This is a genomic window from Arcicella sp., assembly GCF_964672035.1.
In genome coordinates, this window is sequence record NZ_CBABQS010000033.1 from 27,900 (window position 1) to 45,166 (window position 17,267).

Genomic DNA, 17,267 nt, shown 5'->3' on the forward strand with positions numbered 1-17,267 from the left:
TTAAATGTGATTATGTTTAATCAAGAAAACGAAACAAATAATTCATTACCAGAAGTTTACGGATCAATTCATGTTCCTAAAAATGGTTCATTTTGGAGGAAATTGTGGGCATTTACGGGGCCAGGATTAATGATTGCTGTGGGGTACATGGATCCAGGAAATTGGGCAACTGATATTGCAGGAGGAGCACAATTTGGTTATACACTTATTTCAGTTGTTTTAATATCCAATCTATTTGCGATGTTGCTGCAACATTTAGCCTTGAAATTAGGGATTGCCACGGGGCAAGATTTGGCCCAAGCCTGTAAAAGTTCTTATTCAAAACCCGTTTCCTTCGCTTTATGGATATTGTGCGAAATTGCGATTGCAGCCTGTGATTTAGCGGAAGTTATCGGTTCAGCTATTGCGTTGAATCTTTTATTTGGTATTCCCTTGACGGTTGGCGTAATCTTTACGGTACTTGATGTGTTGGTTTTATTATATTTTCAAGGAAAAGGTTTTAGGGTTTTAGAGAGCATTGTGGCAGCATTAATATTTATGATATTTTGTTGCTTCAGTTACGAAATAATTGTTTCACAACCATCTGTTTATCAAATATTTAGCAACATTTTGCCCAGGCCAGAAATCGTTACGAATCCAGCCATGTTGTATGTAGCCATTGGTATTTTGGGAGCAACAGTTATGCCCCATAATTTGTATCTTCATTCCAGCATCGTACAAACTCGAAACTTTGAAAAAAATGATGTTGGTAAGCGTTCTGCCATCTTTTTTGCTACCATTGATTCTACGTTGTCATTATTTATTGCCTTTTTTATTAATGCTGCGATTTTAATTTTGGCCGCTGCAAGTTTTCATAATTCGGGCAATCAAAATGTGGCAGATATTAACGATGCTTACCTTTTATTAGACCCCGTTTTAGGCGTAAAATTCGCAGGGATTTTCTTTGCTGTTGCCTTATTAGCGGCAGGTCAAAATTCCACGCTTACCGGTACGTTAGCGGGACAAATTGTGATGGAAGGCTTTTTGAATATTAGACTAAAACCTTGGATTAGAAGGTTGATTACCAGATTGGTCGCAATTATTCCAGCCCTCATTGTAACGATTATCTACGGTGAAAAAGGGACGGGAGAACTGCTTGTTTTGAGTCAAGTTATCCTATCATTTCAATTAAGTTTTGCCGTTGTTCCTTTGGTGATTTTTACGAGCGATAAATTGAAAATGGGCAAGTTTGTCAATTCTAAAATGCTGAAAATATTTTCGTGGATAGTTGCCATTATTATTATTGGGTTAAATATTTATTTGCTTTGGAATACGTTTTTTTAGTTAATTTTATTGAGAAATTTTCAATACTCAATTTTATAAGACAGCTAATTTTACTTGAACATTGAACATTTGAAATATTTTAACAATTAAACATGAAAATATTAGACCCCAACGGACTTGTTGATAACCTCTGTAAATACGTCCAAACAAATATCGAAATTGCCAAGGTTGAAGTTCAAGAAAAGATTGAAGATACCGTTAAAAAAGTAGCTCTCATTGCTGTTTTAGCAATTACGGCTATGGTGTTTTTAATCTTTTTGTTGATTACTTTAGCATTATTTCTTAACAAGATTTTAGAAAGCCAATACCTTGGTTTCCTGATTGTTACGGTTCTTTTAGGTATAGTTGGAGTAGTAGTTTGTGTGAAAATAAAACCAATTTTAGAACAACCGAAAATTGACGAAGAATCGGAAAACGTATAAATTGTTTATAAAATATATCTTCCTTCATACTGAACAATCAGACCGAAAAGGTAACTTTTAGCGTAAGTGAAAATGTTAAGAATTAGTAGTGGATAGGAGGTCTTTTTTAGTAAAGAAAGCTACACTGATAGTCTAAGTCAAAATAACAAATAACTATTCTGTAATTTTTTCCACTAAAAAGGCAATTTTTTGTACTTTTGAACTGTTTTTAGGTTGTAAAACGATTAAAAACAAAGAATTTATGTTTCCAACAGTAAGCCCAAAAAAGACCTCTGAACGTAAAACTGAATTACACAAAGAGGCACAAGCCTATAAAAAAACGATTGATGGTCAAGTAAATGATCTCAAATCTGAAGCCTCTCGCATCGGGACAACCGCCCTCATTGTGGGAACGGCATTAGCGAGTGTGTATGTAATTTTCAGCTTATTTACTTCTGATTCTGAACCCAAAAAGAAGAAAATAAAAGCAGTTGAAAACTCGAATTTACCCGTTGTTGTGACAAGAGAAAAAGGAACTGAATCATGGTTAGTATCCTCAATTAAGGGATATATTGTTGCATTTTTGATGGCGCTTGCCAAAGACAAAATCATGGAAGCAATGGCGATTTTAAAAGAAAGTAATGACCCAAAAACTACTGAGTAAACTATACGAGCGGAAAGAAAAAGGTCAGAAGTCTTTTGCTGTTTTGATTGACCCCGATAAGGTAAATCTTGACAACTTTTCAAATTTATTAAATCTCTGCGTTGAATATAATGCCGATTATATTTTCGTGGGCGGAAGTCTCATTACCAATTATGTAATGAGTGAAGTAATTACGAGAATCAAAGCATATACCAATATTCCCATAATTTTATTTCCAGGAAATAGTTTACATATTGATAATCAGGCAGATGCAATTTTGTTATTATCTCTAATCTCAGGAAGAAATCCAGAATTTTTAATTGGTCAACACGTAATTTCAGCTCCTGTTTTACGGAAAAGTAGTTTACAAATTCTGCCAACTGGCTATATGTTGATTGATAGTGGACGACAAACTACGGTTTCTTATATTTCCAACACAACGCCCATTCCACACGATAAACCTGGCATAGCGGCTTGTACGGCAATGGCAGGGGAAATGTTAGGTTTGAAATTAACGTATTTGGATGCAGGTTCGGGAGCAATGAATCCAGTATCGCCCGAGATGATTGCTGCGGTTAGACAATCAGTTGATACGCCAATCATCGTGGGAGGAGGAATTAATTCAATAAAAAAAGCAAAAAATGCCCTTTCCGCAGGTGCAGACGTAATTGTGGTGGGGAATGGAATTGAGGAAAATGTTGATTTATTGAGGGAAATTGCGATTACAGTTAATAGTTATCAGTCATTAGAGAGCAGAGCTTAGAATACAGATGATAGAATTTACGCTATCACCTGTATTCTAAACTCTATTTTTAATACCCCCCTCTAAATTTATACGTATCTGCAACTTTCTGAATTGCCACCATATAGGCAGCAATTCTCATCGGAACTTTGTATTGCTGAGAAGTTAAAAACACTTTGTCAAAAGCATCTTTCATAATTCTATCCGAACGACGATTAACTCTGTCCAAAGTCCATTTATAACCAATTCTATTTTGTATCCACTCGAAGTAAGAAACCGTTACACCTCCTGCATTTGCTAAGATATCAGGTACAACCAAAATTCCTTTATCGTTAATTATATCATCGGCGGAGGCGGAAGTTGGTCCATTTGCCCCTTCTACAATCATTTTTGCTTGAATATACGGTGCATTCTCATTGTTAATCACATCCTCTTTTGCCGCTGGAACCAATACATCCACCTCAAGCATTAACAATTCTTCATTAGTAATTTTCTCTGCTCCAAGAAAGTTCTTGAGGGTGCCATTATTGATTTCTCTAAACTTCATTGCTCCTTCCATATCAATTCCTTTTTCATTATAATAAGCTCCTGAGATATCAGAAATGGCTTTTATCATTACGCCACGCTCGTGCAGAAGTGCCGCAGCGTGTGAACCTACATTGCCAAATCCTTGGACAGCAGCGGTTGCTTTATAAGGATTAATTTTTAGTTTATCCATCCCTGCCAAAGCTGAAGTCATTACGCCTCTTCCTGTTGCCTCGGTACGTCCTAATGAACCGCCTAATACCAAAGGTTTACCCGTTACTACTGCATTTACCGTCATTCCTTTTGCCTTTGAATATTCGTCCATAAGCCACGCCATTTCACGAGGGCCCGTTCCCATATCGGGTGCTGGAATATCTTTATCAGGGCCAAAAACGTCTAACATCGAAACCGTATAGGCTCGCATCAAACGTTCCATTTCTCCCGCCGACATTTCCCGTGGATTACAGGCAATTCCGCCTTTTGCACCACCATAAGGAATATCGACAACGGCACATTTCCAAGTCATCCAAGCCGCCAATGCACGAACTTCATCCAAGTTAACAGCTGGGTCGAATCGAATTCCGCCTTTTCCAGGCCCTAAGATATTGGAATGCAAAACTCTGTGTCCCTCAAAAACTTTGATAGAGCCGTTGTCCATCGTGATGGGAAGTCCAACCGTCACTTGACGTGCTGGAACTTTCAATATATAATACATTTCGTCTGAAATGCCCAATAATTCAACCGCTTTATCAAAGCGTTGCATCATGGATTCTAATGGATTTTCCTTGTCCTTAATCGGAGCAGGTTCTATGTATGTCATAGTTTAAAAATGAATTATTGGTTTAGCCACTAACCTAAAACGAACAATTATTGTTGATGGTTTTGCAAAAATACTAAGTTTAAAACTTATAAGTCAAGCCTTTGGTTTCTAAGTATAAATACTTGATTTTCAGTTGAAAAGCATAAAGTTGAGGTCATTTTATATTTTCCTTTTTATCTTTATCGTAAAGTAGCAATTGTACCAAATAATCATTGGTAAAAGACTAAAATTAAAAAATCAAAAAATTTAAAATAAATTTAATTAATTCTTGAAATATTGATATTTTATTAAAATGAATTTATCTTTGTAAACTTTTTACGCACAGAATTACTTTTTCAAAGTTATTTTGTATAAAAATACCGCCAAAATCCTTATCAGTGAACCCATAAACAACCCTATTCAAGAAAGATGGAGACATTAGTAGAACAAAAAACCAGATATTCGAGTGAAGACCTTAAAGAATTTGAGGAGTTGATCACTAACAAATTAGAAGACGTTCGTGGAGAATTGAACTACATTCGTGAGGCCCTTCACAAACGTAATGACCCAGGTACTGACGTAACAGGCGGAAGTTCAAAGTTGATGGAAGATGGAGCAGACAGTACGGAGAAAGAAAGTATGAGTCAATTAGCAGCACGTTTGCAAAAATTCTCATTGCAATTAGAAAATGCTTTGATTCGTATCAAAAATGGCACCTATGGCATTTGTGTTGATACTGGAAAATTGATTCCGAAAGAACGCCTGAGAGCTGTTCCTCATACACAACAGACTATTGAAGCTAAACTGATGAAGCAGAAATAATTGTTTAATCTAACTATTTTAAGGACGGTATCGCTCAAATCGATGCCGTCCTTTTTATGTAATAAGCGTCTAATTTTATTAAAACAAACTCATTTGCTCCACCTTCGGTTGAAACTTAGGCGTTTCGATTTTTAGTTCACATTGGTCATTTAGTTGTTGAATCCAATAAGTGGCCATTTCGGGCGAATTTATGTTTTCGTTGATGTGTACAAATAGCCAAAGTTCTTGTAACCCTTCTTCCAACCAACCTTTTATTCTTTGTACCCATTCATCAATGCGCTGATAATCTGAAGGATGCTCATTGCCAATCCATCGAATAAAGGCTTTTGGAACGGATAGACTTTGATGCACCACATCTCGCCTGCCCGCTACATCCGTGATGACGGTGGCGTGTCCCATTTCGTGTAACATCGCTAAGGTTTCTTGCCAAGTATTTTCGTTTTTAAACCAATCTTCATGACGAAATTCTACCGAAATTTTCAATTTATCAGGCAACCTTTTTAGATATTTTTCGAGAATTGGTAATTGCTTTGGGGTAAAGTAGGGCGCTAATTGTAGGAAAGGTAATCCCAATTTATCTCCTAATTTCAAAATCTGCCGACAAAATTCATCCGTCAAATCTTCGGTATTTAATAGCAGTTTATCATGCGAAATTACTTGGGGAAATTTCGTACAAAAAGTAAAATCATCCGCCGATTCTTCCAGCCAACGTTCAATGGTTTCATCACTCGGAATTTGGTAATGCGTTACGTTGAGCTCAATCGTATCGAATTGTTGGGAATATAATTTCAATAAATCGTGCGTTTTGGCATTATTGGGATAGATTTTTCCATTCCATTCTTTCACCGACCAAACGGGACAACCCACTTTAATGAGCGGTGCTTTTGAAGTATTTTTTAAAACCTTCGCATTGAAATTATTATCTGGTATAAGGCTTAAATCAGTTTTTTCAAGTTCTTGTTTAGAGATTTTTCCGAAGTCCATACTTTAAAATGTGTTTAATATTAATGAGTTCATTTGAAGTATAAATATAATATCCTAATTCAGTAAAAACATGTGCCAGTAAATATCAAAATTAATAAAACCATCCAGATGAAATTATTCCCCAACTTCTTCTGTAATTCAATATTATTTTCTTCCAAAAATAACAAAAAAAAAGATTGGTTCTTTTCAGAACCAATCCCTAACAATCAATCCTTAAAGCCTATTTCGGGTCAAGTGCTTTTTCGATTCTGAAAAGACAGTCTTGTAAATGATATTTGCTCATTTTATCAAGCGTAGGCTTAGTTAAAGCACTTTTTATTTCATCTTTCAAAGTCAATAAATGTCCACGAGTTACGGAAATAATATCTGTTTTGCGTGGGTCAACAGCTAAAGGAACAACGCTACCTCTTCCTCCAAAACCACTTGATGGTGTAACGCCAGTAGCATTCAAAGTCGCAATCATTTTTTCGACAAAAATCTTTTGTAAATTTCTTCGTGAAGCATCAATCATTTTATGAGTACGTAATTCCGACCAGATAGAAGTACGCACGTCCGTAAATAATTCATCCATACTATAGGAGGCAGGAAACTTTGCGTTTGTTTCAATAAAACGTTGCATCCTGTCTACTGTAAATAAACTATTCAAAGTTGCTTCTTGTATTCTACTAATCGCATCAATGCCTTGATCTGGGCGAATTTTTGACATAATTTTATCATCCAATAACCAAGTTGGCGTTTCAAAAACTTGACGATTTAACCATGAAATGGCATCTTTTTGGATAGCACGTGGTGTTGGTTCGTAAACTGCTCCTTGTTCGTCAGACGATTTTGGCGTTTCATAAACACCGCCAACATTTTTCGTAACGTGGCCAATGTATCGCCGATATTGATTAACAATTTCGCCGTAACCTTCTGTAAGCATATCAAAATCTTGCGCTTCTTCTTTGGTCCATTCCGTCAAATTTGGCAAGATTCTTTTTAAGTTTTTGATACCATAATCACTCGCCAACATATTATTATCACCCAAACATTCCGATTGCGTGCGTGGGTCGTAAGGATTGGATTCTGTACCAAACCAAATTCGTGGATTTTTGGCGTATTCAGTAATAAACTGCTTGTTCAAAGTTTTCTGGTCGTCTTCTGGCGTGGCTCCTCCGAGAGTTTGATACGCCCATTTTACCGCCCAGACATCGTATTCGCCAATTCTTGGATACAAATCTTTTACGCCATCTTCTGGTTGAGCTACGTAATTAAAACGAGCATAATCCATGATTGAAGGCGTATGTCCGTGAGCGGCAATCCAAGCTGGATTACGCAAATTTTCAACGGGAATGGTCGAACTTGAACCAAAATTATGGCGTAGTCCAATCGTATGTCCAACTTCGTGTGAAGACACAAAACGGATTAAATCACCCATCAATTCATCATCAAATTTGTTTTTTCTCGCCCGTGGATCAACGGCCGCTGCTTGGGTCAAGTACCATTTTTTCAATAATTTCATTACGTTGTGATACCAACCAATGTGACTTTCCAAAATCTCGCCTGAACGTGGATCATTTACGTTAGGGCCGTAAGCGTTTTCAATATCCGAAGCGAAATAACGAATGGCTGAATAACGGGCATCTTCCAGACTAATGGTGGTGTCATTATCCGCTAAAATCTCTCCTCTGATGGCATTTTTCCAACCAGCGGCTTCAAAAGCTTTTTGCCAATCATCCACGCCTAATTTTAGATATTTTCTCCATTTTGCGGGCGTTGCAGGGTCAATATAATACACGATTGGTTTCTTTGGTTCAATCAATTCGCCTTTCTTTTGTTTGGCAGCATCTTCAGCATTTTTAGGTTCTAAACGCCATCTAACGGCAAATGTACGGTCTTCAGTGCGTTGTCCACCTTCTTCAAAAACAGTGTAACCATTTGCAAAATACCCAACACGTGGGTCAAAATAACGTTGCTTCATAGACTCTTTTGGTAATAGAATCATTGAAGTATTTATTTCCATCGTAACCGCACTTGATACCGCAATGGCAGGAACACTTACCGACGGAATCGGACTTGGCGTTGCTGGCCCAAAAGAAGGCGTTGGAGGAGTACCATTGAAGGTTTTAACCGTTCTAATTTCCGTATTTATCGGAAACGTTTTAATTCCTTGAATATAAGAACGATCGACTGCAATGGACGTAATTTTATACGATGATTTCGTTTGTGGAGATAAAGAAACTATTTGATTATCGCCTTTGAAAAAATCAGTAATCTCAATAACTGTTGAAGATAATTTACTGGCTGAATCTTTCTTAAATGCCTTAATGTCAAAGGCTTGTGCGATTGGCTGAACGTTAGAATTTTTTACAGCTTTGTACATCGGAGCCGTAGAATCTGGCGAAACGTTGATGTATTGAATAGCCCGTAAAAAAACTTTATTTTCAGGACCTTTCTCAAAATTAATTACCTGACGATTTAATAATTCACCGCCATAAGCTCCAGGAATTGTGGCCGCTTTTGTGATACGGGTGATGGTCATAATCTCACGACCCATCAAAGAATCAGGAATTTCAAAGTAGTACTTGTCTTCTACCTTATGCACCGTAAAAAGTCCTTTGGATGTTTTGGCTTTGTCGGTAATTACCTCTTTATAAGGTTTTGGCCCTGTTTTAGGCACTTCGGCAGGTTTTGCTGGTGTGGCAGGAGTTTGAGGCGTTTTTACCTCTCCTTTTTTGTCTTGGGCTTGGACTGTCAGGGTTAGACAAGCCATTGAAGCCAAGAGCAAGGCATTTTTAGTGATTTTTAGCATGATGAATAGTGTTATTATTTTTTATAAAAACGAAAATACAAAAAAAAGCAGTTCCACTGCGGGTTTGATTTAAAAATGTTCTGTGATAAGCTGGAAATCAAATTGGTAAAGTCAATTTTACACAAGTTCCCGTTGGTCTTCCCTTCACATCAACCAAATCCTCAATTTTTACGAAGGCTTGGTCGGGGTTCATTTCGTTGAGAACCTCCAATCTATCACTTGTCAATTTCATGCCCATTGAAGTTTTACCGTTTTTCATGGGACTTTGAAAATCGGCCGACTTTTTTCTGCCAATGCCATTATCGGCAATATTGACAAACAAAGAATCTTCATCATTTTCAAAGGTGATTTTTAAAATTCTTTCCCCCTTTTTGTTTAATAATCCGTGCCATATCGCATTTTCAGCGTAAGGTTGAACCAACATTGGTGGAATATTTATCAGCACCGGGTCAATATCAGTATTTACTTGAATATCATATCTGAAAGCGTGCGTAAACCGTAAAGATTCTACGTCAAGGTACAATCTTAATGTTTCAATCTCACGAGAAAGCGGAATATTTTGTTGGTCAGAATTCTCCAAAATTAAACGAACTAACCTTGAAAATTTGGCTAAATACATCACCGCTGCATCCGTCTGATTGGTAATAATGCACTCCTGAATGGCATTGAGACTATTAAACAAGAAATGAGGGTTCATCTGACTACGCAAGGCACGCATACGAAGATTGGTCATTTGGCGACTCAATTCTTGTTTTTCAAGCGCCAATTTCAATTGATCCATTTCTCGTTGTTCACGCTCTTTTTGTAAACTTTGTTCGGCAATAAGTTTCTGGTTTTCAATAACCTTGGTTTTATAACTTAACGCCAAAGACAAACAAACAATTTCTAAGATTACGCCCAATTGCATATTAAACATTGGCAATTGCCAAAAAGCCAAATCTGCAGGATCACTATCAAGTTGAAAAAAAATCATGGATGAAATCATGGCAAATAGCGCAAATATTACCATAAAAATAGAGCCTATCACAAAAAACCAACGTAATTTATCAACCGAATTATGTAGAATCACGATGAAGTAAATAGAAACTACTGCCGTAAGTAATCTGGCAAGTGTATGGAGCATTTCATACCAATTTTGAGTTTTAGCATCTGGGAAAAAAAGAGCTACTAAAAGGATAAAACCAAGATAAATCAATAAGATTATTTGAGTTAATCTTACCTTCCAACTGACTTCTGGAACTGTTTTGGGGAAATCTAAGAGGCGATTTGCAAAACTGTAATACAAAATATAAGACAACATTGGAAATCCTATTCGGTGAAAATTCCATAGAAAATTCACCCCAAATAACTTCTTAGGATTGCTTTGAAAATCATAAAACATTGCTTCACGGATGGTAAAATAAAGAAGCCAACACAGAATATGAAAGAAATAAAAACGATACGCTTTGTCTGCAATAAAATAATTTTGCAAACCGATGTACACGAGCATCATGCACATCATGCCTTGAAAAATAGGAAATATATCGTTGTAATAATCAATCATATTTTCATGAATTAATGGAAGAGGGTTTGATAGACTTAATATTAATTGCCAATAAAAATAGATATACTCTTGGAATTTTATTAACATCAAATAACTATTTATATTTTACGTTAAAATTCTGAAATTCAATGGATTAATGCTTGCGAGATTCATAAATGTTTCATTTTTATTAATAGTTGGAAGTTCTAAAATTAACAAAAAACCAAACTTCTAAGAGAAGTTTGGTTTTATTTTTACTGATTTACGCAACCTACAATTGCCAAAAGGCGTATAAGCTACAAAATCAAATTATTGGACCTTTAAAATTACTAAAAAAATGAAAATTAACAACTTTTCTAAACGCTTCATGTTATTCTGCCTTTGGGTAGTTATTGGTATTGCTTGTACTAAAAAAGAAGATGCTACCCCGCTACCAAGCGTTGATTTAATGGTAAAAAGTACCACATTGGGTAACATTTTGACCGATGGCTACGGAAAAACACTGTATTTTTTCTCGAAAGAGGTAGCGGGAACATCATTATGTGAATCTGGTTGTACAACTTCTTGGCCTATTTTTTCTGTAGATAATTTGCGTTTAGATGCTGGTTTGACCGCTACTGATTTTGCCTCAATTACCCGTTCTGATGGCAAAAAACAAGTAGCCTACAAGGGTTGGCCGCTCTATTATTTCTCTGGCGATGTAGCTGCAGGTGATGTAAAAGGTGAAAATATGAATAATGTTTGGACAGCTGCCAAAACTACTTATTCTATTTTGTTAGCCAACACCCAATTAAAAGGAAATGATGGTAAATTATACGATGGAACGTATAAAGAAGGTACGGCTGATACGCAATATTTTGTGGATGAAAATGGCCGTACTCTCTACGGATTTGCGAATGATAAAAAGAATAAAAATAATTATACAAAATCCGATTTTAGTAATGACGGAACGTGGCCAATTGCAACCATAGATTTGAAAGATATTCCTTCGGCGGTGGATAAAACCTTGTTTGGAACGATTGATGTTTTTGGAAAAAAACAATTGACTTATCGTGGATGGCCCTTGTATTATTTTGGTCCAGATAATAAAGAAAGAGGCGCAACAAAAGGAGTAAGTGTGCCAAAACCAGGCGTTTGGCCTATTTTGCAAAAAGTAATGCCTAATGCACCCGAATAAGGTTAGTAAATGAGTAAATAATTTGAAAAATGGCTTTCCTTACGGTTAGCCATTTTTTTTGCTAAATTGCAAGACAAACAAATTAAAATACCAAATGAAGAAATTAATCATCAGCAAACTATTATTATTTTTACTGATTTTCTTAAATCTGCCCTTGTCTGTGTCCTCACAAACCACACGAACAGCACCAAGTCCAGATAATCTTTTCCCTAATGCCAATATGCGTTGGGTAGATTCAGTTTTTAATACTTTATCTATTGATGAAAAAATTGGGCAATTAATGATGCCCCGTGGCAATTATAGTTATGAATATGACACCGTACGTTTGTATAAAATTGTGCGAGATTATCACGTAGGTGGATTTGTACTTTTTCGGAATCGTCCAACGCCACAGGCTTTATTAGTCAATAAATTGCAATCTATGTCTAAAGTGCCGATGATGATTGGGATGGACTTGGAATGGGGAATGGAGATGCGTTTGGACAGCACCGTTCGTTTTCCCTATCAAATGACTTTGGGAGCCATGCAGGGCAATGAAAATTTGATTGAAGAAATGGGTTTGCAAATTGCCCAACAGTGTAAACGCATGGGTGTACACGTGAATTATGCGCCTGTGGTTGACATCAATAATAATCCAAATAATCCTGTTATTAATTTCCGCTCGTTCGGAGAAAATCGGGAAAAAGTAACGTCAAAGGCCCTTGCTTATATGCGAGGTTTGCAAAAAGGAGGAATTATTACTTCGGCAAAACACTTTCCTGGACATGGCGATACGGGTGTGGATTCTCATACAGATTTACCCGTGATTCTGCATAATCGTAATCGTCTGGATTCGCTCGAATTATTTCCTTATCGTGAATTAATTAAAAATGGTTTGCAGGGCGTGATGATTGCCCATTTGAGCATTCCGTCTTTGGATACAACCAAGAATTTAGCCTCTACTTTATCCCAAAAAATTGTTACTGATTTATTGCGTAAAGATTTGAATTTCAAAGGATTAGTTTTTACGGATGCGATGGATATGCAAGGAGCCGTAAAGTTTTTTCCTGAAGGAACTGCCAATGTAAAAGCAATTTTAGCAGGAAATGATATTTTGGAAACATTTTTGGATGTGCCTGCCGCTTTCAACGCTATCAAAATTGCGTTGGAAAAGGGAGAAATTGCGCAAGTTGATATTGATTTGAGAGTAAAAAGAATTCTTACCGCAAAGGCTTGGGCAGGTTTGGATAATTATAAACCCATCAAAATCAGTAATTTAATTGAAGATTTGAATCCAATAAAATCTCAAGCGCTAAATCGTCAATTTGCGGAGGAAACGATTACACTGTTGAAAAATGACGGAAATATCCTTCCACTTCAAAACTTGGATACTTTGCGGATAGCTTCTTTGAATATTGGAAATCCAACATTTGGCTCAAAATCACCTACTGATTTTCAGAAAGCTTTATCTAATTATACCGACGTTCAGCATTATAATTTAGATGAAAATTCAGCCGATTCAACCATTCAACGAGTGCGTGATTCTTTGAAAAATTATAATTTGATATTAATGGCAGTTAATGGACAATCGGTTCGTCCTGCCAAAAATTATAGTATCAATCCTAAAATTGAGAGCTTAGTTTCCGAATTTGCCAATTCTTCTAAAACGGTAGTTTCATTATTCTCAAATGCCTATACTTTATCCAAATTTGGGAATTTAGACAAAGCAAAAGCCTTGACAATTACGTACCAAGAAAGTCCACAAATGCACGAAGCCGTAGCTACTGCCGAATTGATTTTTGGTGGAATCGGAGCAAAAGGAAAGTTGCCAGTAACGGTAAACATGACATTCAGATACAATGATGGCTTGACGACTCAGCCAATTAAAAGATTTCAATATGATTATGCCGAAAACGTTGGAATTGATACAAAATTCCTGAATTATAAAATAGATTCTATTGTAAATGAGGCAATTAGACAAAAAGCAACGCCAGGTGCGGTCGTTTTAGTTGCCAAAAATGGTAAAGTGATTTTGCATAAAGCCTACGGAAAACATACCTATGAAGGAAACGAAAAAGTATTAACAACCGACCTTTATGATTTAGCGTCAATTACCAAAATAAGTACTTCCGTTCCAGCTATGATGAAGATGGAAGATGAAGGGAAGTTTACGCTTGAAGAAACAATGGGGGAATTAATGCCAACGTGGAAGGAATCGAACAAAGCAGGCTTAGTTTATAAAGATATTCTTACGCATCAGGCACGGCTAAAAGCGTGGATTCCCTTTTGGATGGATTGTATTGATTCTACTAAAATGGTGTTGGCAAGTAAGGTTTACAAAGAGAAGTATTCTGAGAAATATGTAATTACGTTTTGGGATAAATTATTTAGAAAAAAGAAATCGTTACAACGAATTTGTCAAGCAATTCAAACGGATAAACAATTGTGGAAAGAATGTATAAATCTTGTAATAGACCCTACAATTTGGAAACCCAATACATTTGCCTATAAACCTTCGACCAATTTTACGGTTCAAATTGCGGGTGATTTATGGTTGCATAAAGATTATGACCAAACACTTTTTAAAGCCATTGAAGATTCACCTTTGCGTGAGAAGAAAGAATATGTGTATTCAGATTTATCGTATTATTTATATCCACAAATTATTCCACGTCTAACGGGGAAAGATTTTCCAACATTTTTGAATGATACTTTTTATAAGCCTTTGGGAGCAAATAGCTTAGGTTTCTTGCCAAGAGAAAGATTTTCATTATCAAAAATTATTCCGACAGAATACGATTCTTTATACCGCAAAACGCTCATACACGGGCGAGTGCATGATGAAGGTGCTTCAATGTTAGGCGGAATTTCTGGACACGCTGGACTTTTTGGAACGGCTCAAGATTTGGCAAAATTAATGCAAATGTACCTTCAAAAAGGGTTTTACGGAGGAAAGAGATATATTAACGAAAGCACGTTGAACGAATGGACGGCTTATCCATTTCCTACGGAAGTGAATAGTAGAAGAGGCGTAGGTTTTGATAAACCCGACCGCAAACGGGCAGGAATCAGTGCTGCTGCCAGTGCAAGTGCCAACAGTTTTGGGCATTCAGGCTTCACAGGGACGTACACATGGGTTGATCCAGACAATCAATTGGTTTACGTATTTCTTTGTAACCGAGTTTATCCAACCCGTAACAACTCAAAATTATCTGATTTGAATGTACGAACGAACATTAATGAAGTGATTTATCAGGCGATTAAGAAAGGAATATAGTATAAATAATATTGATTATTAACCATAAAAAAGGTAGCACAGAATAATATCTTTGCTACCTTTTTTATGTTGATAAAATTCATAAAGGTTTTGAATTAAATAAGTTATCCAATTTTAATCAGTAATTGTCTGAAAATCATCTGATTGTAAACTCATAACCCATCACTTATAATTCATCACTTCTTACGGCAAATCCAACAAAAATCCAATTGTAAAATTGGCATCCCAGTCAAACACAAATTGCTTGCAACCCGTTGATTCTGCGAGAGATTTATAGATATTTAGACCCGCTTTTGATTTAGCATTATCCAGTTTATAGGTAGTTGGCGCATCTAAAACGGTATAACGCTCTTTGCCATTACGCACTTTTTTGGCTAATTCAAAAGGAACACCACCAATAATAAAACATGTTTCACGCTTGCCCGAAGGGATTTGCTTTGCTTTTGCCTCCACTTCTTTGGTAACTACATCATCCGAAACATTATTTTGAAAATATTTAGCTCCATAAGTTTCTACCGAAGAAATTTTAGTCCCTTCTTTCCAAGAAATTTTTGTATTTCCTGAACCAATATCCGCTACAAAAGAATTATCAGCAAACTTGGCAGGTTGAACACATTTCAAACCCAATTGTCCTTCTTTTTCGGGCGTAACGGTGTTTACAAAGTATTTCAAAGATTTCAATACGTTAATAATCTTTTGCGTTCCTTCAGATTTTAAAGCTCCCGAACTTACCACGAAGTGAATATCACGTCCGCTAACGCCATAATCCAACATTCCACCGATATATTTTTTCAAACCAATTCTGATGTCATCATCCGAAGCCATATTTTCCATGACCAAGCTGTTGCCAAATTCAGCTTTTTCTTGTTTCCAGTTTTTGTCGGCATCAATTCTGATGATAAATGAATTAAAACCAGATGCTCCTAATTCAACAACTCCTTTCAATTTTCCAGCCACAGGGCCAGGAGGCGTGTAATCGAAAGTAGGTTTTTGTCCACCGTCAGAAGCCGAAGAAGACGACTGCGAATCTGAAGCAGAATTGCTTGTTTCAGAAGTGTTCGAGGCGTTGTCGGCACCCGAAGTGGCAGTGTTTGTTTCTGTCTGAGTTTCGGGGGCTAATTTTTTGAGGGCTTCTTGTCCTCCAAACATCTTAAAGCCAAAATAAATAGCTCCAATAATAAGGGCGGTGATAATTAATCTGCCCGCAACGGTTAATCTTTGCATAGTTGATTTTTAAGTTATGAGCTTTGAGCAATAAGCAATGAGTTTTAAGATAGACATTATGATCTTATAGCTCGTCACTCAGAACTCATTGCTGAGTAAATATACCCTAAATTAAACAAACTCTTTATTCCTTACAATTTTGATTGGGTTGTTTGGTAAATTGGTCTTGTAAAATTGTAATTTTTGAGGATGAAATTTTGGGGTTTAGGGGTTATGGGGTTTAGGGATTAAGGAGTTCGATGCATTATGTCTTATACGATACAACGCTTCGTAATCCAAATTCGGATGGGGTCGCCCTGTCTAAGTCGTATAGACAATTTATTACCAAAAAAAACCTCCCGAAATAAATTGAGAGGTTCAACCTAAAGTCTAATTCTTAAATACCTACATCCCCAAACCCCACAATTCCTACTCCGCTCTGACCTTAATAATCTTCACCGTAGTTCTACGATTTTTTTGATGTTCGACTTCAGTACAACTTACACCGTCCACGCAAGTATTTACTAAATCACTTTCTCCGTATCCTTTTGCCAACATTCGGCTTTTGTCAATTCCCTTTTTAGCAATATAATCAACGGCTGCTTGCGCTCTTTTTTCCGAAAGATTCATGTTGTCTTGCGCTTCTCCACGACTGTCCGTGTGCGACCCTAACTCAATTACCATGGAAGGGAATTTTTGTAAGGTGGCGGCTAATTTATCTAATTCACGAGCTGCATCTTTACGAATTCCTGCTTTGTTTGAATCATAATAAATATTGTCCATTGTAATCAAATCGCCTTCTTTGAAAAGCCCTAATCCCAAGGAGATTTCTTTCGCTTTGCCTTTCTTTACTTTCTTGATTTTATTTACGTTGGTTCCGTAACCATCTTTTGAAACTTCTAACGTATAATCACAACCATCGGTCATATCGAAGGCATAAACTCCGTCTAGACCCGTCATTACTTGTTGGGTTGTATGATCACAATCATTTTTAAAAGTTACCAAAACGCCTTCAATTGGTGTTTTCTCAACTTCTGTTTTTACAACCCCTTTCAAGAAAGACTTCTTTTTTGTCAATG

General features: G+C 36.6%; 13 protein-coding genes. 7 read left to right on the plus strand and 6 right to left on the minus strand.

The features are described from left to right. The first annotated feature begins 12 nt into the window (after nt 1–12). From AC1W31_RS10915 to AC1W31_RS10930, 4 genes are all read left to right on the plus strand, one after another. A complete protein-coding gene (locus AC1W31_RS10915) occupies nt 13–1,323 on the plus strand; it encodes an Nramp family divalent metal transporter (RefSeq protein WP_481734476.1) in 1,311 nt (436 codons plus the stop codon). Between the two features lie 92 nt (nt 1,324–1,415). Then, nucleotides 1,416–1,745: a phage holin family protein gene (locus tag AC1W31_RS10920; protein ID WP_481734478.1), complete on the plus strand. Its 330-nt coding sequence runs from the start codon at nt 1,416–1,418 to the stop codon at nt 1,743–1,745. Between the two features lie 241 nt (nt 1,746–1,986). Then, nucleotides 1,987–2,388: a hypothetical protein gene (locus AC1W31_RS10925; RefSeq protein ID WP_481734479.1), complete on the plus strand. Its 402-nt coding sequence runs from the start codon at nt 1,987–1,989 to the stop codon at nt 2,386–2,388. Next, nucleotides 2,366–3,130: a phosphoglycerol geranylgeranyltransferase gene (locus AC1W31_RS10930; RefSeq protein ID WP_481734480.1), complete on the plus strand. Its 765-nt coding sequence runs from the start codon at nt 2,366–2,368 to the stop codon at nt 3,128–3,130. Before AC1W31_RS10925 ends, AC1W31_RS10930 begins: the two co-directional genes overlap by 23 nt. A gap of 49 nt (nt 3,131–3,179) precedes the next feature. Here the strand turns inward: AC1W31_RS10930 and AC1W31_RS10935 are convergent, their stop codons facing one another. Further along, a complete protein-coding gene (locus tag AC1W31_RS10935) occupies nt 3,180–4,454 on the minus strand; it encodes a Glu/Leu/Phe/Val family dehydrogenase (protein ID WP_481734481.1) in 1,275 nt (424 codons plus the stop codon). 408 nt (nt 4,455–4,862) lie between these two features. On the opposite strand from AC1W31_RS10935, the gene AC1W31_RS10940 reads away from it, so the two are divergent. Further along, nucleotides 4,863–5,255: a TraR/DksA family transcriptional regulator gene (locus AC1W31_RS10940; RefSeq protein ID WP_481734482.1), complete on the plus strand. Its 393-nt coding sequence runs from the start codon at nt 4,863–4,865 to the stop codon at nt 5,253–5,255. A 78-nt stretch (nt 5,256–5,333) separates the two neighbouring features. Here the strand turns inward: AC1W31_RS10940 and AC1W31_RS10945 are convergent, their stop codons facing one another. From AC1W31_RS10945 to AC1W31_RS10955, 3 genes are all read right to left on the minus strand, one after another. Then, nucleotides 5,334–6,239, minus strand: a complete 906-nt coding sequence (locus AC1W31_RS10945; RefSeq protein ID WP_481734483.1) for a DUF72 domain-containing protein — start codon at nt 6,237–6,239, stop codon at nt 5,334–5,336. A 220-nt stretch (nt 6,240–6,459) separates the two neighbouring features. Continuing rightward, nucleotides 6,460–9,030, minus strand: a complete 2,571-nt coding sequence (locus AC1W31_RS10950) for a zinc-dependent metalloprotease (RefSeq protein WP_481734484.1) — start codon at nt 9,028–9,030, stop codon at nt 6,460–6,462. Nucleotides 9,031–9,127: 97 nt separating this feature from the next. Then, nucleotides 9,128–10,660, minus strand: coding sequence for a sensor histidine kinase (locus AC1W31_RS10955; RefSeq protein ID WP_481734485.1), 1,533 nt, complete (start codon nt 10,658–10,660; stop codon nt 9,128–9,130). Nucleotides 10,661–10,889: 229 nt separating this feature from the next. Between AC1W31_RS10955 and AC1W31_RS10960 the strand changes: the two genes are divergently transcribed. Both AC1W31_RS10960 and AC1W31_RS10965 read left to right on the plus strand, forming a co-directional pair. Next, nucleotides 10,890–11,729 carry a hypothetical protein gene (locus AC1W31_RS10960; RefSeq protein WP_481734486.1) on the plus strand — a complete coding sequence of 280 codons (840 nt, stop codon included), beginning with the start codon at nt 10,890–10,892 and terminating at the stop codon, nt 11,727–11,729. A gap of 94 nt (nt 11,730–11,823) precedes the next feature. Then, nucleotides 11,824–14,985, plus strand: a complete 3,162-nt coding sequence (locus AC1W31_RS10965) for a serine hydrolase domain-containing protein (RefSeq protein ID WP_481734487.1) — start codon at nt 11,824–11,826, stop codon at nt 14,983–14,985. 183 nt (nt 14,986–15,168) lie between these two features. On the opposite strand, the gene AC1W31_RS10970 is transcribed toward AC1W31_RS10965, so the two are convergent. After that, complete coding sequence (locus AC1W31_RS10970; RefSeq protein ID WP_481734488.1) at nt 15,169–16,209, minus strand: hypothetical protein; 1,041 nt, start codon at nt 16,207–16,209, stop codon at nt 15,169–15,171. 408 nt (nt 16,210–16,617) lie between these two features. Further along, the coding region (locus AC1W31_RS10975) for an OmpA family protein (RefSeq protein ID WP_481734489.1) at nt 16,618–17,267 on the minus strand (650 nt) is incomplete at its 5' end.